This is a genomic window from Streptomyces sp. WMMB303 (assembly GCF_029351045.1).
GTDB lineage: Bacteria > Actinomycetota > Actinomycetes > Streptomycetales > Streptomycetaceae > Streptomyces.
The window spans coordinates 1758164-1779285 of record NZ_JARKIN010000001.1 but is presented as its reverse complement, the minus strand read 5'-3'; the positions used below and the strand labels follow the sequence as shown (position 1 = coordinate 1779285).

Annotated in this window: 18 protein-coding genes and 1 pseudogene; 9 read left to right on the top strand and 10 right to left on the bottom strand. The window is 72.3% G+C overall.

The genetic code is table 11. The annotated features are described in order from the left end of the window. Positions 1-103: 103 nt before the first annotated feature. Positions 104-3472 (top strand): BTAD domain-containing putative transcriptional regulator, encoded by a 3369-nt coding sequence (locus P2424_RS08005; protein ID WP_276475083.1) that lies wholly within the window; start codon positions 104-106, stop codon positions 3470-3472. 102 nt (positions 3473-3574) lie between these two features. On the opposite strand, the gene P2424_RS08000 is transcribed toward P2424_RS08005, so the two are convergent. The 3 genes from P2424_RS08000 to panB all read right to left on the bottom strand — a co-directional run bounded on the left by P2424_RS08000 (position 3575) and on the right by panB (position 6441). Next, positions 3575-4462: an ABC transporter permease gene (locus P2424_RS08000; protein WP_276475082.1), complete on the bottom strand. Its 888-nt coding sequence runs from the start codon at positions 4460-4462 to the stop codon at positions 3575-3577. Further along, the gene (locus P2424_RS07995; protein WP_276475081.1) at positions 4459-5460 is read right to left on the bottom strand and encodes an ATP-binding cassette domain-containing protein; all 1002 of its coding nucleotides are present in this window, start codon (positions 5458-5460) and stop codon (positions 4459-4461) included. The genes P2424_RS08000 and P2424_RS07995 overlap by 4 nt, the downstream gene beginning before the upstream one ends. Before the next feature lie 153 nt (positions 5461-5613). After that, a complete protein-coding gene (gene panB / locus P2424_RS07990) occupies positions 5614-6441 on the bottom strand; it encodes a 3-methyl-2-oxobutanoate hydroxymethyltransferase (protein WP_276478874.1) in 828 nt (275 codons plus the stop codon). Positions 6442-6818: 377 nt separating this feature from the next. Here panB and P2424_RS07985 point away from each other — a divergent pair, with 377 nt between their 5' ends. Further along, positions 6819-7868, top strand: coding sequence for an endonuclease/exonuclease/phosphatase family protein (locus P2424_RS07985; protein ID WP_276475080.1), 1050 nt, complete (start codon positions 6819-6821; stop codon positions 7866-7868). A 272-nt stretch (positions 7869-8140) separates the two neighbouring features. Then, complete coding sequence (locus P2424_RS07980; RefSeq protein WP_276475079.1) at positions 8141-9340, top strand: MFS transporter; 1200 nt, start codon at positions 8141-8143, stop codon at positions 9338-9340. Positions 9341-9431: 91 nt separating this feature from the next. On the opposite strand, the gene P2424_RS07975 is transcribed toward P2424_RS07980, so the two are convergent. From P2424_RS07975 to P2424_RS07965, 3 genes are all read right to left on the bottom strand, one after another. Further along, on the bottom strand, positions 9432-11183 hold the full coding sequence (locus tag P2424_RS07975; protein ID WP_276475078.1) for an NAD+ synthase: 1752 nt from the start codon (positions 11181-11183) through the stop codon (positions 9432-9434). 175 nt (positions 11184-11358) lie between these two features. After that, positions 11359-12945 carry a multicopper oxidase family protein gene (locus P2424_RS07970; RefSeq protein ID WP_276475077.1) on the bottom strand — a complete coding sequence of 529 codons (1587 nt, stop codon included), beginning with the start codon at positions 12943-12945 and terminating at the stop codon, positions 11359-11361. 112 nt (positions 12946-13057) lie between these two features. Then, positions 13058-13597 carry a hypothetical protein gene (locus P2424_RS07965; RefSeq protein WP_276475076.1) on the bottom strand — a complete coding sequence of 180 codons (540 nt, stop codon included), beginning with the start codon at positions 13595-13597 and terminating at the stop codon, positions 13058-13060. 142 nt (positions 13598-13739) lie between these two features. Between P2424_RS07965 and P2424_RS07960 the strand changes: the two genes are divergently transcribed. After that, positions 13740-14792, top strand: coding sequence for a LuxR C-terminal-related transcriptional regulator (locus P2424_RS07960; RefSeq protein WP_276475075.1), 1053 nt, complete (start codon positions 13740-13742; stop codon positions 14790-14792). Between the two features lie 128 nt (positions 14793-14920). Further along, positions 14921-16135 (top strand): S8 family peptidase, encoded by a 1215-nt coding sequence (locus P2424_RS07955; protein ID WP_276475074.1) that lies wholly within the window; start codon positions 14921-14923, stop codon positions 16133-16135. A gap of 107 nt (positions 16136-16242) precedes the next feature. Here P2424_RS07955 and P2424_RS07950 read toward each other — a convergent pair whose 3' ends face one another. From P2424_RS07950 to P2424_RS07940, 3 genes are all read right to left on the bottom strand, one after another. Beyond that, positions 16243-16908: a response regulator transcription factor gene (locus tag P2424_RS07950; RefSeq protein WP_276475073.1), complete on the bottom strand. Its 666-nt coding sequence runs from the start codon at positions 16906-16908 to the stop codon at positions 16243-16245. 85 nt (positions 16909-16993) lie between these two features. Then, positions 16994-17215, bottom strand: a complete 222-nt coding sequence (locus P2424_RS07945) for a hypothetical protein (protein WP_276475072.1) — start codon at positions 17213-17215, stop codon at positions 16994-16996. A 1-nt stretch (position 17216) separates the two neighbouring features. After that, on the bottom strand, positions 17217-17435 hold the full coding sequence (locus P2424_RS07940) for a hypothetical protein (RefSeq protein WP_276475071.1): 219 nt from the start codon (positions 17433-17435) through the stop codon (positions 17217-17219). A gap of 170 nt (positions 17436-17605) precedes the next feature. Between P2424_RS07940 and P2424_RS07935 the strand changes: the two genes are divergently transcribed. Both P2424_RS07935 and P2424_RS07930 read left to right on the top strand, forming a co-directional pair. After that, positions 17606-18508 (top strand): helix-turn-helix transcriptional regulator, encoded by a 903-nt coding sequence (locus tag P2424_RS07935; protein WP_346660070.1) that lies wholly within the window; start codon positions 17606-17608, stop codon positions 18506-18508. Next, positions 18465-18608: pseudogene (locus P2424_RS07930) on the top strand (DUF397 domain-containing protein); the annotation flags it as partial. The gene P2424_RS07935 and the pseudogene P2424_RS07930, both read left to right, overlap by 44 nt. Before the next feature lie 31 nt (positions 18609-18639). Here the strand turns inward: P2424_RS07930 and P2424_RS07925 are convergent. Further along, positions 18640-19008: a hypothetical protein gene (locus tag P2424_RS07925; protein WP_276475069.1), complete on the bottom strand. Its 369-nt coding sequence runs from the start codon at positions 19006-19008 to the stop codon at positions 18640-18642. Between the two features lie 283 nt (positions 19009-19291). Here P2424_RS07925 and P2424_RS07920 point away from each other — a divergent pair, with 283 nt between their 5' ends. Continuing rightward, complete coding sequence (locus P2424_RS07920; protein WP_276475068.1) at positions 19292-19807, top strand: hypothetical protein; 516 nt, start codon at positions 19292-19294, stop codon at positions 19805-19807. 18 nt (positions 19808-19825) lie between these two features. Then, a complete protein-coding gene (locus P2424_RS07915) occupies positions 19826-21091 on the top strand; it encodes a hypothetical protein (protein WP_276475067.1) in 1266 nt (421 codons plus the stop codon). The last annotated feature ends 31 nt before the right edge of the window (positions 21092-21122 follow it).

Sequence of the window (21122 nt, the reverse complement as noted above, 5' to 3'; positions counted from 1 at the left end):
TCCCCGGAAATCGCTCCCGGTCGCCCGGAAGGCGCCGGAGCGGACCGTGCCCGCCGTCTGCCGGCCGTCTGCCCGCCGGGTTCCGGGCGGCCGATGGCAGTATGTGAGGGTGCGCTACCTCTATCGCGTTCTGGGAACCACCCAGGCCCTCCGCCAGGACGGCACCGCCGTGCCGATCGGGGGAGCGCGGCTGCGCGCCCTGCTGACCGCGCTCGCCCTCGCGGGGGGCCGCACGGTGCGCTCCGGCGAGCTCGCTGCATCGGTGTGGGGGGAGCGCGAGGACCCGCCGGCCGATGAGACGGCGGCGCTCCAGGCGCTCGTCGGACGGCTGCGCAGATCCCTGGGCCGGGAGGCGGTGGGCTCCGGGGAAGGCGGCTACCGGCTGGTGGCCGACCGCGACGACATCGATCTGTACCGCTTCGAGCGGCTGGCGGCCGAAGGGGCCGCCGCGCTCGCCGACGACGATCCCGCCAAGGCCGCCGACCTCCTGGACGACGCCCTCGCCCTGTGGCACGGTCCCGCGCTGAGCGACCTTCCCGACGGGGGCGGGGCCGCCGGTGTCCGCGCCGCCGACCGTGCGCTGGGCGCCCGCCGGCAGCGGGCCGAGGCGGCGCTCGCACTCGGCCGGGCGGAGGAAGTGCTGCCCTCGGTGCGGCAGTTGGCCGCCGAGCACCCGATCGACGAGCCGCTGCAGGCGGTCCTGCTGCGCGCGCTGCGCGACGCGGGCCGTACCGCCGAGGCGCTGGCCGCCTACGAGGCGGTCCGCGCCCGGCTCGCCGACCAGCTCGGCACCGACCCGGGTGCCGAACTTCGCGAGCTGCACGCCCGCCTGCTGGCCGACGATCCTCCGGCGCCCGTCCCGGAGCGTTCCGCGGAGCCCGCCGCGGGACGGCCCTCCCGGCGGGCGCCGGGGAATCTGCGGGCCGGTCTGACCTCGTTCGTGGGTCGGGAGGGCGAGATCGAGTCGCTGTGCCGGGAGCTGGGTGCGGCGCGGCTGGTGACGCTGACCGGACCCGGTGGGGCGGGCAAGACGCGGCTGTCGCTGGAGGCGGCGGCGCGGGCCCGCGCGGAGCGCGGCGCTGAGTGGGCGGACGGCGTGTGGGTTGCCGAACTCGCCGCCGTACGGGACCCGGACGACCAGGGCGCGACGGCGGAGGCGGTGCTCACCGCGCTCGGTGGGCGCGAGACGCTGCTGACCGGCACCACGGCCGAGGGGCTGCGGGCGGCCTCCGACCCCACGGCGGGAGATCCGCTGGCCCAGTTGTCCGAACGCTGCGCGGCCCGCCGGATGCTGCTGGTGCTGGACAACTGCGAGCATCTCGTCGGGGCGGCGGCGCGGGTGGTGGAGCGGCTGCTGGTGGAGTGCCCGGGGGTCAGCGTGCTGGCCACCAGCCGGGAACCGCTCGGTGTGCCGGGTGAGTTCGTCCGCCCGGTCGAGCCGCTGCCGGACCCGGTGGCGCTGCGGCTGCTGGCCGAACGGGGTGCCTCCGCGCGTCCCGGGTTCCGGGTCGAGGACGATCCGGCGGCGTGTGCGGAGATCTGCCGCCGGCTGGACGGATTGCCGCTGGCGATCGAGCTGGCGGCGGCCCGGCTGCGTTCGCTGACCCCGGGTCAGCTCGCCCGCCGTCTCGACCAGCGGTTCCGGCTGCTGAACAGCGGCAATCGGACGGTGCTGCCGCGACAGCAGACGCTGCGCGCGGTGGTCGACTGGTCGTGGGAGCTGCTGGACGCGGCGGAGCGGGACGTGCTGCGCCGGCTGTCGGTCTTCGTGGGTGGCTGCCGGCTTGAGCAGGTCGAGGAGGTGTGCGCGGATCTGGCCGAGCGGACGGACGGGGACATCGCCGCACTGCTGAGTTCCCTTGTCGACAAGTCGCTGGTGGTGGCCGCCCCCGACGACGCGGCCGGGATGCGCTACCGGCTGCTGGAGACCGTCGCCGAGTACGCCGCCGAGAAGCTGGACGCGGTACCGGGCGAACGGGAGCACGCCGAGCGCCGCCATCTGGTCGTCTACCGCGAACTGGCCCGGAACGCCGATCCGCTGCTGCGCGGGCCACAGCAGGTCGCCTGGCTGGACCGGCTGGAGCGCGAGCACGACAACATCCGTGCCGCACTGCGCCGAGCCGTCGCCACCGGGGACGAGCACGAGGCGCTGTGCATGATCCTGTCCATGAGCTGGTTCTGGCAGCTGCGCGGCCACCGCGGCGACGCGCGCCACTGGGGGGACGCCGCGCTGGCACTCGGCCCCGACCCCTTCGCCACCCCGGTCCGCCCCGCGCCGCCGCTCTACGAGCCGTGCACCGCGAAACCGCCGCCCATGAGCGAGGAGCAGCTGTGGGAGGCCCGGCGCGGGGCGCGGCTGATGGTGCTGGCGGACGCGGAGGAGGGCGTGCAGGAGCTGTCGAGTCCGCAGCGGCAGGCGGAGCTGCGCACCATCACCCGGGTCTACTCACCGGGCATGCCGCAGGTGTGCCGGATCCCCGGCTGCATGTGGTTCTTCGCCTGGCTGATGACCGGTGAGGTGGGCAAGCTCGCGGAACTGTCCGACGCCTTCGTGGCGGGCTGCCGCGAACTGGGCTACGAATGGGAGCTGGCCTTCGCCCTCCAGCTCCGCGCCAAACTCACCAGCGATCACCCCGAGACCTGGGACCGGTCGGCCATGGACGCGGCGGAGAGCCTGGAGATCTTCCGCCGGGTCGGGGACGCCTGGGGAGAGGCCGAGGCGCTCTCGGGCCGCGCCGAGGCGCTCACCGCCCGGGGGGAGTTCGCACGGGCCGCCGAGGACTGCCGGCACGCCATCGCCCGGGCCGATCAGCTCGGGGCGTACAGCCAGGTGCCGCAGCTCAAGTCCCGGTTGGGCTCGGTGCTGGTGGAGCTGGGTGACCCGGCACAGGTCGCCGAGGGCGAGCGGCTGATGGAGGAGGCCACAGAGGAATCGGAGCACATGGGTGGCGAAGGCCCCAACTTCGCTGCCGTGCAGTGGGCCATCCACCTCACCCGGCTGGGCCGGACCGCCCGGGCGCGGGCGCTGCTGATCCCGCTGGTCGACCAGTTCGCCGAGCGGGTCCCGCAGCTCTTCGCGGGGATGATCGAGGGTGTGCTGGCCTGGACGTACGTCGAGGACGGCCGGGGCGCCGAGGCGCTGGCCACCGTCCAGGAGTCGATCGTCAAGACCCGCGAGGTGGTGGCGGAGGCCATCGCCCCGCACCTGACACTGAGCCAGTTGCTCACCGCCGCACGGGCCCTGGCCCTGCTCGGCCGGGCCGCCGAGGGCGGGCGCCTGATCGGTGGCTACGACGGCCTCTCGAAGCTGCCGGAGGGGCACTTCCCGCACCCCGTCGAGCGTGAGTCGCGGAGGGCCGCCGAAGCGGCCGTGCGGGAAGCACTGCCCGCGGGAGGAGCGTACGCGCGGGCCTACGCTTCCGGTGCGGGCCTCACTCTGGCGGAAGCCGTCGCGCTGGTGCGCGACGCCTGAACCGGGGTGCAGCCGTCCCGGGCGCCGCGCGCCCGGGACCGCCGCCGACCCCGCTGCCGACCGGGACCGCCACGGCAGGGCCGACGGCGGCACCCGGCATCCTCAGGTCTTCTTGCGGAACTTCGCGATGGCGATCGGCGCGGTGACGACCGTCAGCCCCACCGACCAGATCACCGTCCACATCACCGGGTTGGCGACCTCGCCCTGACCGAGCATCAGCCCGCGTGCCGCATCGGCGAGGTGGGTGAGCGGATTGACGTCGGTGAACGCCTTCAGCCAGTCGGGCATGGTGCCCGGCGGCACGAAGACCGAGGAACCGAACTGGAGCGGCATCAGCACCAGGAACGAGACACCCTGCACGGCCTGCGCCGTGTTCATCGTCAGACCCAGCAGGATGAAGATCCACAGCAGTGAGGCGCCGAACAGCGCGGTCAGTCCGATGGCGGCCAGCATCCCCAGCCAGTGGCCGTTGATCTCGAAGCCGTTCAGGAAGCCCACGGTCAGCAGGACGGTCACGGCGACCAGCATCCGGCCGATCTCGACGACCGACTTGGCTATGAGCACCGACGAGCGGGCGATCGGCATGGCCCGGAAGCGGTCCATCACGCCCTTGCGGAAGTCCTCGTTGATGCCCGTGCCGACCGCCATGGCGATGGACATGCCCATCATGCCCATCATGCCGGGGATCAGATACTGCACGTACTGGTCCCGGTCGCCGCTGGCGCCGTTCCCGCCGATGGCGCCGCCGAAGACATAGACGAACAGCAGCGTGAAGATGATGGGCATCAACAGCGCGTCCATCATCGACTCGGGGTCCTGCTTGATCTGCAGGGCGTTGCGCCGCACGAGCGCGCCGATGTGCCGCAGATTGGCCTTGAGCCCGATCCGGCCCTCCACCGTGCCGGGCTTCCCGGGCGCGGAGCCGCTGCCCGTCCCGGACCCGGTCGGGGACTCCCCGGATTGGGGCGCTTTGACGGTGGCGGTACTCACGCCGCGACCTCCTCGAGCTCGTTGTCGTCGTCCTGGTGGGTGGCCTTCTGGCCGGTGAGGGCGAGGAACACCTCGTCCAGACTGGGCAGATGGGTGGCGATGTCGGCGATCGCGAAGCCGCGCTCGCCCAACAGCGCGACCACGGCCGTGAGCTGCTCGTCGCTGACGATCGGGACGCTGACCACGCCCGCCGCCTCGTCGGCCGTGGCGCCCGCCAGCCCGTCCAGCCCGGCCTGGGCCAGCGCGCCGACCATCCGCTGCAGCTCGCCGGGGTCCGTCGGGCGGACCTCCAGGGTGCGGCCGCCGACCTTTGCCTTCAGCTCGGGCACCCGGCCCTCGGCGATGATCCGGCCGCGGTCGATGACGGTCAGCTCCTCGGCGAGCTGCTCCGCCTCCTCCATGTACTGGGTGGTGAGCAGGACGGTGTTGCCGTCGGCCACGATGTTCTTGACCTCGTCCCACACCTCGTTGCGGGTGCGGGGGTCGAGACCGGTGGTGGGCTCGTCCAGGTAGAGCACCCTGGGGCGGCCGATCATGGAGGCCGCCAGGTCGAGCCGGCGGCGCATACCGCCGCTGTACTTCATCACGGGGCGCCGGGCCGCCTCGGTCAGGGAGAACCGCTCCAGCAGTTCGTCCGCGCGCTCGCGGGACTGGGAGCGGGACAGGTCGAGCAGCCGCCCGATCATGTACAGGTTCTCCCAGCCCGACAGCTTCTCGTCCACCGAGGCGTACTGGCCGGTCAGACCTATCGTGCGGCGCAGCTCGCGGGGCTGGCGCACCACGTCGTACCCGGCGACCTTCGCCGTGCCCCCGTCGGGCTGCAGCAGGGTGGAGAGCATCCGGACGAGCGTCGTCTTGCCCGCGCCGTTGGGGCCCAGCACACCCATCACGGTGCCTTCGCGCACGTCGAGGTCGATGCCGTCGACCGCCTTCGTCTCCCCGAAGTGTTTGACCAGCCCGCGGACCTCGACCGCGTTCGTCGTCTTCTCTCGCGTCATGCGGCCAATATGACAGCCGCCACTGACAAACGACCGACAGCCCGCCGACAGCACCGGGAAGCGCTGTCGGCGGGCTGCCGCCGTCACCGGCGGGCCGCTGCGCTGCGCACCACCGTCACCGGGTGCCCGGGGGCGGGGCGGCGCCGGTCCGGCTCACTCGTAGGAGTGCTCGGCGGCCGGGAAGGCGCCGGTGGTGACGTCCTCGGCGAACGCGCGGGCCGCGTCACCCAGCACCGAGCGCAGCGCGGCGTACTGCTTGACGAAGCGCGGCAGCTTGCCGGGGGTGAGGCCCGCCATGTCGGTCCACACCAGAACCTGTGCGTCGCACTCGCTCCCGGCGCCGATGCCGATCGTCGGGATCTGCAGGTCCCGGGTCACCTCGGCGGCGACCGGTGCGGGGACCATCTCCAGGACCAGCGCGAAGGCTCCGGCGTCCTGCACGGCCTTGGCGTCCCGCATGAGCTGCGAAGCCGCCTCCTCGCCGCGCCCCTGCACCCGGTAGCCCATGGCGTGCACGGACTGCGGGGTGAGCCCGATGTGTGCCATCACGGGGATGCCGGAGCGCGCCAGCAGGCCGATCCGGTCGGCCGAGCGCTCCCCGCCCTCGATCTTGACGGCCTGCGCGCCGGCTTCCTTGACCAACCGGGTGGCGCTGCGCAGCGCCTGCACCTCCCCCTCCTGGTACGAGCCGAACGGCAGGTCGGCGACGATCAGGCCGCGGCTGGTGCCCCGCACCACCGCGGCCGTCAGCATCGTCATCTCGTCCATGGTGACCGGCACGGTCGTCTCGTAGCCGAGGTGGCAATTGCCCATCGAATCGCCGACCAGGATGACGGGGATACCGGCCTCGTCGAAGACGGAGGCGGTCATCGCGTCGTAGGCGGTGAGCATGGGCCACTTCTCGCCCCGCTCTTTGGCGAGTGCGAGGTCGCGCACGGTCACACGGCGATTACGGGTGCCCCCGTAGAGCGTCTGCGGCATGGCGTTGACTCCTGTTGTCGTCTCGAAGCGCCCCAACGGCGTCTCCGGATCCAGGTCCATGCTGGCACGCCCCTCCGCGGTCCGGTAGGGGCCCCGTCTAGAAGTGGATCATGAATGGGTCCGCCGCGACACCGGGGTGAACGGCCTGCGGGCGCGCCGCGGCGAACCGCTGCCGCCACCGGGTGTCCGGGTTGTGTCACAGTCGCGGTCCGGCCCCGACCTGCCGGAACTCCCGGAGCGCCGCGCCTCGTCCTCCTCTCGACTCCGCAAACCGGAGTCAGGGCGGAAGCGCCGGTGGGACCGCAGGGTTCGACTGGATGAAAACCGTTATCGCCTATCGTTCATCGAGCACCAGCACAGGCAAGTGAGGACGGCGGATGGCGCGCGCGTACACGTCGGAGGCCACGTACCGCGAGGACGGCGACGGGCGGCGGGGACTCTGGTCCCGCTGGTCCGGCCGGCTGCCGGGGGGCGGCGCTCCGGGCCGATGGGGTCCGGGCACCTGGCGGCGCGGCCTGGTCCTCGCGGCGGTCGCGCTGCTGCTGGGGCTGGCGTTCTTCCTGCACGCCGAGGTGCCCAACGCGGTCGGCAACCTGGGTTCGCTGTGGGAGACCTTCCTGCCCTGGGGCGGCTTGCTGATCGTGGTGCTGCTGGTCGCGGCTGTGCTGCGCCGCTCGGCCACGGCGCTGGTCGCACTGCTGGTGCCCGCACTGATGTGGGTGAACCTGTTCGGTGGCCTCTTCAGCGACAAGACCGGCGGCGCCGCCGGCGATCTGACCGTCGTCACCCACAACGTCAACGCCGGCAATCCCGACCCGCGCGGCACCGCCGAGGCGCTGGTCGACTCCGGAGCCGACGTCATCGCGCTGCAGGAGGTCTCCTCGTCACAGGCCGGCACCTACCGGGCGGCCCTCGAGCGCACGCACCCGTACCACAAGCTCACGGGCACGGTCGGGATCTGGAGCAAGTATCCGCTCTCCGGCGTCAGGACCGTCGACATCAAGATGGGCTGGCCACGCGCGATGCGTGCCACGGTGCGCACCCCGAAGGGCGAGGTCGCCGTCTACGCCGCGCATCTGCCCTCGGTGCGCGTGCAGTTCCGCTCCGGCTTCACCGCCGGGCAGCGGGACGGCAGCGCCGAGGCGCTCGGCGAGGCGATCGCCCGCGACCGCGCCGATCGGGTTCTCCTCCTCGGCGACCTCAACGGCACCATGAACGACCGTGCGCTCGCGCCCATCACCTCCCAGATGCGCTCCGCGCAGGGTGCGGCGGGCGACGGCTTCGGGTTCAGCTGGCCCGCCTCCTTCCCGATGGCCCGGATCGACCAGATCATGCTCAAGGGAGCCGACCCCGTCTCGGCCTGGACGCTCCCCGCGACGGACAGCGACCACCTGCCGATCGCGGCGACGATCGACCTGGCGGACTGAACCGGCCGGGACCGCTCCGGCGGCCGCCGGCGGCGGGCTCGTTTTGCACCCTGGAACATCTGGCTGCGAGACTTTGTTGCGGAGCAATACATAGGGGGCAGTGCCGCCTCCGGCCACTGTCCGCTCCTTCCCCTCCGCACCACCTCACCCTCTTACACCGCACCGTGCCGCGCCGGGGCCGCCCTGCCGCCCGGCGCGCGGTACTCCCCGGTGCCCGGCACGCGACGCCGCATCCCGCCGGGGCCCCGCCCGCTTCGAAAGGTTCTCTCCGCATGCCTGTGGCTCTGCTCGCACTCGCCGTGGGCGCCTTCGGTATCGGCACCACAGAGTTCGTGATGATGGGCCTGCTGCCGAACGTCGCCGACGATCTCGGCACCTCCGTGCCGACCGCCGGATACCTGGTGTCCGCCTACGCCCTCGGCGTCGTCCTCGGCGCCCCGCTGCTGACCGCCGTCGGCGCCCGTGTGCCGCGCAAACTGATGCTGCTGCTGCTCATGGGCCTGTTCACGCTCGGCAACCTCGCCTCGGCGCTCGCTCCCGGCTTCGGCACCCTGCTGGCCGGGCGGTTGCTGGCGGGACTGCCGCACGGTGCCTTCTTCGGGGTCGGCGCGGTGGTCGCGGCCCGGCTCGTCCGGGAGGGCCGGGCGGCCCGCGCCGTGGCCACCATGTTCCTGGGGCTGACCGTCGCCAACATCGTCGGCGTACCCGGCGGCACCGCGCTCGGCCAGCAACTCGGCTGGCGCGCCACCTTCGTGGTCGTCACCCTCATCGGGCTGCTCGCCATGACGGCCCTCGCGCTGCTCGTGCCGCGGATACCGCTGGAGCACCAGGGCGGCGTGCGCCACGAACTGCGCGCCCTGGGCAACCGCCAGGTCGTCCTCGGACTGCTGACCGCGGTCTTCGGCTTCGGCGGCGTCTTCGCCGTCTACAGCTACCTCGCCTCGATGATGACGGAGGTCACCGGACTCGCCGAGACGTCGGTCACCTGGGTGCTGGCGCTCTTCGGCATCGGCATGACCCTGGGCACCCTGATCGCCGGGCCGCTGACCGACCGCGCCCCGCGCCGCACCCTGTACGCGGCCCTCGGGCTGATGGCCGTGCTCATGGTGGCCTTCCACTTCGCGGCACCGGTGAAGTGGGCGGCGCTGCTGCTGGTCGGGCTGCTGGGCGCGGTCGGCTTCCTGATCACCACGCCGGTCCAGATGCTGGTGATGCGGGCGGCCTCACACGCGCCCACGATCGCCTCCGCCTCCAACCACTCGGCGTTCAACCTGGCCAACGCGGGCGGCGCCTGGCTCGGCGGTGTCGTCATCGCCGCGGGCTGGGGCTGGACCTCCCCCACCCTGGTCGGCGCCGTGCTCGCGTTGACCGGACTCGCCATCGCCGTGACGGCGGGCGTACTGGACCGCGGCGACTCGCGCGTGGTCGCCCGGGCGCAGGAGGCCCCGGTGGAGGTCCCCTCCGGCGGCTGAGGGCCCCGGGTTCCGGACTTCGCGGCCCGTCGGAGCCGGCGACCGGAAGGCCGCCGGCCGCACGCGGCCGACGGCTGCTGCGGCCGGGCCGTCAGCCCTCCCGCCACCGGTTGGTGATCGGCAGGCGGCGGTCCTTGCCGAACCCCTTGGGGGAGATCTTCGTGCCCGGTGGGTACTGCCGGCGCTTGTACTCGGCCCGGTCCGTCATCCGCAGCACCCGGGTCACGGTCTCCGCGTCGAAGCCCGCCGCGATGATCGCCTCGGCGCCCTGGTCGCCGTCGACGTAGCGCTTCAGGATGCGGTCGAGGATGTCGTAGTCGGGCAGCGAATCGCTGTCCACCTGCCCGGGGGCCAGCTCGGCACTGGGCGGCTTGGTGATCGAGCGCTCGGGGATGGGCGGAGTGTGGCCGCGCTCCTCGGCCGCGCGGTTGCGCCAGGTCGCCAGGCGGAACACGTTCGTCTTGTAGACGTCCTTGATCGGGCCGTAGGCGCCCACCGCGTCTCCGTACAGCGTCGAATAGCCCACCGCCAGCTCCGACTTGTTCCCCGGGGCCAGCACGATGGGGCCCTCCTGGTTGGAGAGGGCCATCAGCGCCGTGCCGCGCAGTCGCGCCTGGAGGTTCTCCTCCGCGAGCCCGGTGAGGCCCAGTGAGTCCATGTAGGCCGCGAACATCGGCTCGATCTCGACGGTGCGGAAGTGCAGTCCGGTGCGCTCGGCGAGTTCGGCCGCGTCCTCCCGGGAGTGCTCGGAGGAGTAGCGTGAGGGCATCGAGACGCCGTACACGTGCTCGGCTCCGACCGCGTCGCAGGCGATCGCGGCCGTCAGCGCCGAGTCGATGCCGCCGGAGAGCCCGATCAGCACCGAGCTGAAGCCGTTCTTGACCACGTACGCGCGCAGTCCGACCACCAGCGCGGTGTAGATCTCCTCGTCGTCGGCCAGCCGCGGTGCCTCGCTGCCGACGGCCTCCGGCGGGTAGGCGGGCAGCGGTTCGGCGGAGACCACCCGGTGGTCGATGCGCAGCCCGTCGTCCACCTCGCCCGACGGCGGGGCCGCGGCGGCCGCGGGCAGCTCCAGGTCCAGGACGACGCACCGCTCCTCGAACTGCGGCGCCCGCGCCAGCACCTGCCCGTCGGCGTCCACGACGATCGAGTCGCCGTCGAAGACCAGTTCGTCCTGGCCGCCGACCTCCGCCAGGTAGGCGGTGGTGCAGCCCGCCTCCTGCGCCCGCTTGCGCACCAGCTCCAGCCGGGTGTCGTCCTTGTCCCGCTCGTAGGGCGAGGCGTTGACCGACAGCAGCAGTCCGGCCCCCGCACTGCGCGCCGCCGGGACCCGGCCGCCCTCCTGCCAGAGGTCCTCGCAGATGGCGAGCGCGACATCGACACCGTGCACCCGGACGACCGGCATGGTGTCGCCCGGCACGAAGTACCGGAACTCGTCGAAGACCCCGTAGTTCGGCAGGTGGTGCTTGGCGAAGGTCAGGACGATCTCGCCCCGGTGCAGCACGGCGGCCGCGTTCTGCGGAGCGCCCGCGGGCTGGCCGTAGTGCGGCCGGGCCTGCGCGCAGCGGTCCAGATAGCCGACGACGACCGGCACCTCGCCGAGCCCCTCGTCGGCCAGCCGCCGGGCGAGTTCCCGCACGGCGGTGCGGCTCGCCTCCACGAACGACCTGCGCAGCGCCAGGTCCTCGACCGGGTAGCCGGTCAGCATCATCTCCGGGAACGCGACCAGGTGGGCGCCCCGTTCGACGGAGTGCCGGGTCCAGCGGAGGACCGCGGCGGCGTTCCCCTCCAGGTCGCCGACGGTGGAGTCGATCTGATTCAGCGCGAGACGTAGGTGAGCCACGCACCCGAGTGTAATCGTCGGGCTGACGTTATGGCTCGGGGCACCCATCCGGTGCCGGTCCCCGGCCGGCCCCCGGGGGCGGGCCCGGGACGCACCCGGGACCCGCACCGCGCCGTCCGGCAGGCTCCGGTGCGCCGTTCGTGCGGAGACCGCGCCCGGGGACCGCGCCCGGGTACTACGCGCGGTAGCCGAGGACCGTCATCATTCCCGACCCGCTGTGGTAGACGTTGTGGCAGTGCGCCAGCCACAGGCCCGGGTTGTCGGCGTCGAAGTCCACCTCCAGCGTCCTGCCCGGCAGCACGATCGCGGTGTCCTTGCGGGGACCGCCGTCCGGCAGCGCGAAGGTGTGGCCGTGCAGATGCATCGGGTGCCACATGCTGGTGGTGTTCACGAAGCGCAGCCGCACCCGCTCGCCCGCCGTCACGGGGTGCCGCCGCCGGGGGTCGTACTGCCGGCCGCCGATGCCCCAGTCGTACCGGGCCATGGAGCCCGTCAGCCGCAGGGTGACGGTCCGGTCCGGCTGGCGGGGAGCGAGCCGGACCGCGTCCGCGGCCGTCAGCCTCCCCGCGGTCAGCGGAGTGCCGGACAGCTCCTGCGGGCGGGCCGCGGCCGGGGGCGCGGAACCCGGCGCGGTGCGCAGCAGCGCGCGGGCGGTCCCCTTCTTGCCCTCGGCCAGCGCGGTGAGGGGAAAGACGCCGTCTCCCGCGGTGACCAGGACGTCGTAGCGCTCGCCCATGCCGAGCAGCAGCGTGTCGGTGGCGGTGTGCTCGACGGGGTAGCCGTCGGTGTGGGTCACGGTCATCCGGTGCCCGCCCAGCGCGACCCGGTAGGCGGTGTCGCCGCCCGCGTTGATCAGGCGGACGCGGATGCGGTCGCCCGGCTTCGCGCGGAAGGTCTCCGGGTCCGTCCGGGTGCGGCCGTTGACCAGGTGGTGCGGGTAGTCCACGTCGCCCGCGTCGCCGCCCAGCAGCGGGCTGCCGGTGCCCGCGGCGGTGGACGGCCCGGCCGCGGCGGACGGCCGGGCGCCGGTGCCCAGCATGCCGTGCATGCCGTGCATGCCGTGCGCGTCCCCGCTGCCGTCTCCGTCGGAGCCGTCTCCGCCGTGCCCCATGCCGCGGCGCAGTGCGGCCAGGACGCTGTCGGGGGTGGCGCCGTCCACGCCGTCCAGCCAGTCGTCCAGGACGACCACCCACTCCTTGTCGTAGCGCAGCGGCTCCCTCGGGTCCTCCACGATCAGCGGCGCGTACAGTCCCCGGTCCCGCTGCAGGCCGGAGTGGGGGTGGAACCAGTAGGTGCCGGGGTGGGGGACGGCGAACCGGTAGGTGAAGTCCGCGCCCGGCCGGATCTCCCGCTGGGTGAGCCCGGGGACGCCGTCCATGTCGTTGCGCAGGGCCAGCCCGTGCCAGTGCACCGACGTGGCCGCCGGGAGGTGGTTGGCGAGGGTGAGCTCCAGGGTGCCGCCCGCGGTGGCGCGGATCTCCTGGCCGGGGATCCGGTCTCCGTAGGCCCAGGTGGGGACGGTGACTCCGGAGCCCAGCGCGAGCCGGGTGCGGGTGGCGGTGAGCCGCACCCGCCGGGTGCGGCCGTGCGGGCGCCGGGCCTCGGCGGCCCGGACCTCGGGGCCGTCGGGCCGGACGTGGCCGCCGGTGCCCTCGGCGTCGGCGGTGTCGGGTCGGCCGCGGTCGGCGCAGCCGGCGGTCAGACCGGTGGCGGCCAGGGCGGCGGCGCCCAGAACGGTCCGGCGGGCGGGAAGGGAACGCATGCGCATACCTCGTGTGGTGTGGTGTCGAGCGCTGAACACGGGCGCAGGCACATCGCACCCCGGGGCGGCCGGTGGCCGCCCGCGCGGCGGTGCGGTGTGCCTGCGGGCCCGCTCAGATCCGCAGGACCGACAGCCGCGCGAGTCTCGACGAGGTGTCCGGCGGCGGAAGTGGACGCAGCGCGCGCCGTATCCGGGTGCGGCAGGGCTCCCGCCCGTCCGTGCCGCGCGGTGCCAGGACGGAGACGGCGGCGCCCAGCAGCGCGGCGGCCGTCCACGCGCCCAGTACGGCCAGACAGACGGAGAGCGGGTCGGTTCCCGTCCCGTGCCCGCCGCCGTGCTCCGGCTCCGGGGGCGTGGAATCCTCGTACCCGGCCGCCGGGTCGGTGGCGCCGTCCCGCAGGCGGGGCGGGTGCGCCGGATGCGCCGGAGGGAGTGCTCCGTCCTCGGCCCGGACCGGTTCCGTGCTCCCGCCGTGGACCGCGGACGCGGAGAGGTCCGCGGCGACCCGCGGCGACTCCCGTGGTCCGGCGGCGGGGTGCCCGAGGGTGTGCATGCTGACGATCCCCAACAGCAGGGCGGCGAGCAGGAGAAGGCGCCCGCACCACGTGCCGCGGGCGCGGGTCGTGCGCTCGCCGGTCAGCATGGGTCGCATGGGGCCACCCTAGCCGGATGCCCGGCGGGGGTATCCCGCCGGTGTCCCGCGTCGGAATTCGCAGGGTTCCTGCATATATGACGAGGCGATGGCGGCGTTCGGTCATTGACGTGAACTCGCCACCGCACACAGGATGCCCAGCATGTTGGAGGCTCTTGATCTCGATCCCGTCCAGCAGCAGGTCTACGAGGCGCTGGTGGACGGCGCCGTGACCGTCAGCGAGTTGCGGGCGGCGGCGGGAGTGGGAGCCGCGCGGGTGCGGGCCGCACTCGCCGCGCTGGAGAGACTCAACCTGGTGGGGCGCTTCCCCGCGGACCGGGGCAGCAGAGGCGCCGAGCGCTATCTGCCGGTGGCGCCGGAGATCGCCTTCGAGTCGCTGCTGCTCGCCCGCGAGGAGGAGATCCATCGTACGCGGCGGCACATCCAGCACCTGGCCGCCCGGTTCCGTGCCCAGGCGGCGGGCCGTGACCCCCTGGAACTGGTGGAGATCGTCACGGGGCGGGCCGCCGTGATCCGCCAGGTCGACCAACTCCAGCGCAGTGCGCGCGCCGAGATCCGGGGCATCGACCGGCCGCCCTACGCCAACAGCGACCCCGACCGGCTCGACCCGAAGACCGGCATGATGCCGGTGCAGGCCCAGATGCTGCGGCGCGGCGTCAACTACCGGGTCATCTACGACACCGACGGGCTCGCCACCTCCCACCGGTTCGACACGGACATCGGCGCCGCGGCCGAACTGGGCGAGGATGCCCGGGTGATGGCCGACACGCCGACGAAGATGCTGATCGCCGACGACTGCATGGCGCTGATCCCGCTGCGCGCCGCGCCGAACGAGCTGGCCAGCAGCGTCGTCGTGCACCCCTCCGGACTGCTGGAGGTGCTGTGTGACTTCTTCGAGGTGCTGTGGGGCCGGGCGCTGCCGATCTCGGAGTACCTCTCGGGCCGCAGCCCCGGTGCCCCGGACGGCCCGACCGCGCAGGAGGCCAAGTTGCTGGCCCTGCTGGCCACCGGTTTGACCGACCAGGTGATGGCCCGGCAACTCGGCATCAGCTACCGCACCTTCCAGCGCCGGCTGCACGGGCTGATGGGGCGGCTGGGGGCGACGACCCGGTTCCAGCTCGGGATGCGTGCCGCGAGCCTCGGCTGGCTTCGGCAGTCAGGGGCATCCGAGTCACGCCCGAATCGCCAAGTATGACCGCTCGTTGGGTAATTGCTCTTCGGTCGGGCGATCCATCGAACTCTTGTCCTGCTCGTGACCATGCCTCTAGCGTGCCGATCGCGCACCCCACATGCGCACCCCCCACACGAGGAGGAACCCTCCCCATGGCAGTGACGCGCAGGAAAGTCGCCCTCGGTATCTCGGCCGCGGTGGCCGCGGCAGCCGTCGGCACCGTCACAGCGCTCCCCGCGAACGCGTCCCCCGAGGCCCCGGCGCACGGCACCGTCCTCGGCGCGCACTCGGCGCAGGCCGTCAAGGGCAGCTACATCGTCACCATGAAGAAGTCGGCCGTGCGCACCACATCGGCCGCCGCGAAGGGCCGTACGGTCATCTCCGAGCACGGCGGCAAGGTCCGCAGGACCTTCACCAAGGCCCTCAACGGCTACTCCGCGAAGATGTCGGCGAGCGAGGCAGCTGAGCTGGCCGCCGACCCGGCGGTGGACAAGGTGTACGCCAACCAGAAGCACACCGTCACCGGCGAGCAGGCCAACCCGCCCTCCTGGGGCCTGGACCGCATCGACACCCCCGAGCTGAACCTGGACGACACGTACGTCTACCCGGACAGCGCGGGCGAGGGCGTCACCGCCTACATCATCGACACCGGCGTCCGCACCACCCACAAGGACTTCGGCGGCCGCGCCACCAGCGGCTTCGACGCCGTCGACGGCGACGACGACGCCTCGGACGGCAACGGCCACGGCACCCACGTCGCCAGCACCGTGGCGGGCGAGGCGCACGGCGTGGCGAAGAAGGCCGACGTGGTGGCCGTCCGGGTCCTGGACGACCAGGGCTCCGGCACCACCGAACAGGTCGTGGCCGGCATCGACTGGGTCACCAAGAACGCCGAGTCGCCCTCGGTCGCCAACATGTCGCTGGGCGGCGGCGCGGACCAGGCGCTGGACACGGCCGTGCAGAACTCCATCAAGGCGGGCGTCACCTTCGCCGTGGCGGCCGGCAACGAGTCCTCGGACGCCGGGAACAGCTCTCCCGCCCGGGTGAAGGAAGCCCTCACCGTCGGCGCGACCGACAACAAGGACGCACAGGCGAGCTTCTCCAACTACGGCGACGCACTCGACCTGTACGCACCCGGCGTCGACATCACCGGAGCCTGGAACACCGGCGACGACGCCACCGACACCATCTCCGGCACCTCGATGGCCTCCCCGCACGTCGCCGGCGCCGCGGCGGTCTACCTCTCGGGCCACAAGGAGGCCACCCCCGAGGCCGTCTCCAAGGCGCTGACCGACGGCGCCTCCGAGGACGTCGTCGGCAACCCCGGGCAGGGCTCGCCGAACCTGCTGCTGAACATCGTCGAGTGACACCCCGCAACACGGCCGGGTGACGACGACACCCGGCACACCCCCCCACCTTCCGCGGCCCGGTGCCCCACACACCGGGCCGCGGTCGCGTGCCGCGGGGCGCCCCCTCAACGGCGGCCCGGCCGCACCAGCCCCGTCTCGTAGGCGAAGACCGCGGCCTGCGTGCGGTCCCGCAGCCCCAGTTTCACCAGGATGCGGCTGACATGGGTCTTGACCGTCTGCTCGGCGACCACGAGCTCCCCGGCGATCTCCAGGTTCGACAGCCCGCGCGCGACGAGCGCGAGCACCTCCGTCTCGCGCTCGGTGAGATCGGCGACCCGCTCCTTGAGCCGGGCCCCGCCCGGCCCGTCCGGCATCCCGGCGAACTTCTCGATCAGCAGCTTGGTCAGGTTCGGCGCGAGCAGCGCCTCTCCGCGGGCCACCACCCGGACCGCGTCGGCGAGTTCGGCGGCCGAGGCGTCCTTGAGCAGGAGCCCGGAGGCCCCGGCGCGCAGCGCCTCGAAGACGTACTCGCCCAGGTCGAACGTGGTCAGGACCAGGACCTTCGGATCCGCGGCGGCGCCGGTGCGCGCCTCGGTGATGCGGCGCGTCGCCTCGATGCCGCCCAGCCGGTGCCCCGGTCGCGCCCGGGCGGCGAGGCGGCGCCGATGCGGTGGGCGAACGGCACGCGCGTGCCCTGCGCCGCGAGAGGAGTACGCATCGCCATGACCGGGGGCCTTCCGTGCGGGGACCGGATGCCCGGCCGACGCTAGGAATCCTGCCCCCGCACGCACGTCCCTCCGCGGAGCGCACTCGCGGTGTCCCTCTCGGGTATGACGCGCGGTGCGCACGGGCCGCCGAGGCCCGGACCGACCTGGCTCAGGACGAGGACGGTGCGGGGGGAGGAAACGTTCGTTCCTCCGGCGGACGCGCGGAAGCCGGCACGCGCCGCAACTGGTCGCCGTACCGGTAGACGACGATGGGCGGGGTGCCCTCGTGCAGCATCAGCCGGTAGATGACCGGTGCGGGCCCCGTCGCCTGGATGATCTCGCCGGTCTTCCCGCTCTTCCGGTCCTGCGCCACCTCGCCGACCGCCCACATGTCACACGCTCCGCAGGCGCCGGCCGGCACCGGGCACAGTCGGCAGGTGCTTGCGGCGCAGATGCGCGCCGAAGAGCGCCTCCAGATCCGCCCGCGGCTCCGGATCCCCCGCCGCCCGATTGATCATCGTGCGGAACCAGGCGCAGTCCTCGCAGGGCCGCGCCTCCTCCTGCGGGGAGTTCTCTTCCCGGTGGCCGCCGGGGGGTTCGCTTCGCTCCATGGTGCCTGCCCTGCCGTCCGCTGGTCACTTTCTGTGGTGAGAACAACACGCAAACGGCTAGGATGGTGCGTTATGAGCACCTCTTCTCATGAGGTTGCTCGGCAACGGACTTGTACTGGGGTACGTAAGGGCAGGTCGGCATGGGTGGGACGCGCAAGTGGCCAGTGGGGATGAGTATTCCGCCGAGTCTTGGTGAGGACGTCCGCCGCGTCAGACGAGCCCGCCGTATCTCCCAGACGGCGTTCGCCTCCGCCACCGGCTACACCCAGAGCTATGTGAGCCGCGTGGAGTCGGGCGAGTTCATGCCTTCTCTGAAGTTCGCCGAGGCGTGCGACCGGACATTCGGCACGGGGGATCTGTTCGTCGGACAGTTGCGGCGCGTGATCGAAGGGGAGTACCCGGCGTGGTTCGCCCCGTACATCGATGCGGAGCGCGAAGCGACCGCCATCCGCGACTTCTCCACCATCTTCATCATGGGCTTGCTCCAGACCGAGGCGTACGCGCGTCTGTCGTTGCCGAACGGTCGCCCTTGTGTCGCGAGCCGCGACATCGATGCGAAGGTGGCAAGTCGCCTGCGCCGCCGAGAGCTTCTTGAGAAATCGGAGCCGCCTCGCGTGTGGGTTGTCCTCTACGAGGCGTGCCTGCGTGCCCGGATCGGATCTCCCCAGGTGATGTCAGAGCAGATGGATCACCTTCTGGGGCAGGTGAGGCGGTATCGGTCGCTCACTGTTCAAGTCCTGCCGTACTCGGCGGCGGAGGCGGCGATCGGAACGCCGTTCGTACTCCTGGATGCACCCGACGGCAGCGCGAGTGTCTTCGTGGAAGGTCCCGGCAGCGGGCGACGGCATGATGGTCCGGAGACCGTCACCAACTCGGCTGACCTATACGATCATATTCGAGCCAGTTCGTTGAGTCCCCGCGACTCGGTTGCCTTCATCAGCGAAGTAAGGGACGAGCATGAGCGAAGGACAGTGGATCAGGAGCAGCTACAGCGACCCGCAAGGCGGCAACTGCGTCGAGTGGGCGCCGGGTCTCGTGTCCGGCGTCGGCGTGGTTCCGGTGCGGGACAGTAAGGCCGTCGAGCGCGGGACGCTGTCGTTCCCGCCGGCCGCTTGGCGGGCGTTCGTGCGGGGTTTGGCGACCAGCGCGCCACGCGGCGGGCCGGGAGCCTGACCCGGCTGCCCCGGCGGCGGCGGTGAATGCTTCAGCTCCTGCGGAACTGCCGCGGCGCCGCCGCCGGTTCGGCCCGGCGACGCTTTCGGCGGTGGATGTGTACGGCGCCGCCCAACGCGGCGGTTCCGGCCCCCCAGGCCAGGAGTTGTCCTGCTCCGCTCCACCGGGTACTCCGAGCGTGGCCGCACACGCGCGTGAGATAGGGCTCTGCCGAGGAGGATTCGAACGGGCGGGGCGAGAGGAGCGATCCGCATTCCTCCCGCACCGTCGCGGTCGGGTCGGCAGGGTCCTCGTTCGCGCGGAACGGCACCAGCACCACGGCGGCGGCGGCCAAGAGCAGCAGCGCCGGGAGGGACCACAGCGCGAGATTCACCGTCCGCCGCTTCCACCCCTGCGGCATTCCTCCTGCTCCGGCTGCTCCGGCCCTGGCCACTGCCCCTGTTCCTCCCCGCTGACGCTCCCGCCCGCCGGAAGCGATGTGCACCTGTCCCACCCCTGGAGTCGGCCCCCTGGACGGCCGGCTTCGCAGCGGATGCGGCAAACGATCGGTGCGGCAGGCTCCCCCCACACGCGAGATGCCCGCTGACGCTCAGCGCGATGCACGCGTTCGATCCGCTCCGCCGACGCGGGGTTACGATGCCCGCATCACAGCATGTCACGGATGGTGAGCTGGGGGATTTACGGTGGACGCGTTCAAGGCGGAGTGGGGTGCGCTGGTCTCGCGGGCGCAGGAGGCGCACGACGCGCGGATGCGGCTCGACTCCGCGGCCCCGGAGGGCGGCGGGAGCACCGGCCCCGGCGGAGCCGACCGGTTGGCGTCGGACCCGGCGGCGAAGAAGGCGACGGCGAAGTACGTCGACGAGGAACTGCTGCCGCACCTGCGCAGCGCGGGCCGCATGGCCGGACAGCCCGCCGAGGAGCACCAGCCGGGGATGCTGGGCAGCGAGCGAGCCCGGCCCGGCGGCACGATGCAGACCTGGGAGGCGTGGCAGGGCGTCGAGCACGTGCTGCGGCAGTGGAGCAAGCAGGTTCGCAACCTCGAACAACGCCTCCAGGGGGAACGGGACGCACTGCGCGGAGTGCGGGTGCTCCTGCAGTCGAGGGACGGCCTGGTGCACAACTCCATTCTGACCGGTATGGATCCTTACCAGCCCACCCTCCCCGGGAACGAGCCCACCGGGCTACGTCCGGCCCGGTAAGGCAGAAGGGGCCGGGCGATGACGCTCACGTTTCGCGACATCGTGTCCGCAGATGCGGCTGAACTGGAGGACGCCGCAGAGGCGTTCCGACGGATGGGCAAGCGCTTCGGTGACCTCCACACCGACTACGACACACGCGTCCGTGGCCAGGTCTCCAGAAGCTCCTGGGAGGGTCTGGCGCGGGTGGGCTACGACGAGGTGGCCCGTATCTCCTCGGGCCAGTTCGGCGATGCCAAGCAACAGGCCCAGAACATCGCCACGCTGCTGACCAAGGCCCACGACGACCTGGCGGACCGGAAGCGGACCCTCGGCAAGGAGGTGAAGGCCGCCGAGGAGGACAGGATGAGCGTGGACGGCGACGGTCGGGTCACGCTCGACACCACCAAACTCAACGAAGGCGAACGCCTGGCCAGAGGCCACGATTACACCTTCGCGCAGGCCCTCGACGAAGACGTCGCGAAATGGCAGGCCCGCATCGACGCGGCCGTCGAAGCCGTCAACGACACGGACGCCGCAATCAGGAAGACTCTCGCCACCGCCGTCGAACCACCCGACAGTCGCGAGGCCGGAGCACACGGATTCAACCCCGAGAAGGTCGAGTACACACCCCCCGGAACCGCGCAGGACCTGGATCGGATCCTCCGCGACTACCAGGTCGCCCCCGACCCGGACGGCCTCGTCGCATACCCCCGCAACTGGGTTCTGCACGCGGGCGCTCTGCTCATGGGGATGGACGAGAGTGTCACCGCGCAGGAGGCGGACATGCTCGACGGTCTGGGACTCGACGGCCTGAAGGACTTCAAGGACGTACAGGGCAAGGCGTTCGACACCGCCGACGACCGGTTCCCGCCCGACGTGCGACACGGCAGGCCGGACCGCAACGACAATCACAACGACGCCTTCCGCCACACTTACTGGAACGCGCTGATGACGAAGAAGTACGGCGCCCAGTGGACCGAGAAATACGCCACCACCCATGAAGCCAGGCCCGGTAACCAACCCGAGCGCGAAGCCATGGATCTCCACAACAACGAGGTCGGCAGACGCATCACCCAGGAGCACTCCGACGCGAGCGAGGAAGAACTCGCCGATCTGGTCGAGAAGGCCGTCAGGGACGGCGACACGGTCGTCATCGATCACGGTGGAGGCCGTCTCGCCTTCAGCGACCAGATCAGCTCCCCCGACACCGGGGAACCCAAGCTCCGGCCTCCCGAGGGCGGGCAACCCGGCAAGTCCAGCAGTGTGGGTGGCGGCTCGGCACTCGGTGAGGACAGCGGAAGCTGACAGACCGGCTCGGCGCCTTGCGGCGAACTCA

Excerpts from the sequence above, each read along its gene's own strand:
- P2424_RS07935 (WP_346660070.1), top strand. The coding sequence starts at position 17,606 with ATGAGTATTCCGCCGAGTCTTGGTGAGGACGTCCGCCGCGTCAGACGA.
- P2424_RS07955 (WP_276475074.1), top strand. The coding sequence starts at position 14,921 with ATGGCAGTGACGCGCAGGAAAGTCGCCCTCGGTATCTCGGCCGCGGTG.
- panB (WP_276478874.1), bottom strand. The coding sequence starts at position 6,441 with ATGCCGCAGACGCTCTACGGGGGCACCCGTAATCGCCGTGTGACCGTG.
- P2424_RS07970 (WP_276475077.1), bottom strand. The coding sequence starts at position 12,945 with ATGCGTTCCCTTCCCGCCCGCCGGACCGTTCTGGGCGCCGCCGCCCTG.
- P2424_RS07995 (WP_276475081.1), bottom strand. The coding sequence starts at position 5,460 with ATGACGCGAGAGAAGACGACGAACGCGGTCGAGGTCCGCGGGCTGGTC.
- P2424_RS07940 (WP_276475071.1), bottom strand. The coding sequence starts at position 17,435 with ATGGAGCGAAGCGAACCCCCCGGCGGCCACCGGGAAGAGAACTCCCCG.
- P2424_RS07960 (WP_276475075.1), top strand. The coding sequence starts at position 13,740 with ATGTTGGAGGCTCTTGATCTCGATCCCGTCCAGCAGCAGGTCTACGAG.
- P2424_RS07965 (WP_276475076.1), bottom strand. The coding sequence starts at position 13,597 with ATGCGACCCATGCTGACCGGCGAGCGCACGACCCGCGCCCGCGGCACG.
- P2424_RS07985 (WP_276475080.1), top strand. The coding sequence starts at position 6,819 with ATGGCGCGCGCGTACACGTCGGAGGCCACGTACCGCGAGGACGGCGAC.
- P2424_RS07980 (WP_276475079.1), top strand. The coding sequence starts at position 8,141 with ATGCCTGTGGCTCTGCTCGCACTCGCCGTGGGCGCCTTCGGTATCGGC.
- P2424_RS07915 (WP_276475067.1), top strand. The coding sequence starts at position 19,826 with ATGACGCTCACGTTTCGCGACATCGTGTCCGCAGATGCGGCTGAACTG.
- P2424_RS07925 (WP_276475069.1), bottom strand. The coding sequence starts at position 19,008 with ATGCCGCAGGGGTGGAAGCGGCGGACGGTGAATCTCGCGCTGTGGTCC.
- P2424_RS07945 (WP_276475072.1), bottom strand. The coding sequence starts at position 17,215 with ATGTGGGCGGTCGGCGAGGTGGCGCAGGACCGGAAGAGCGGGAAGACC.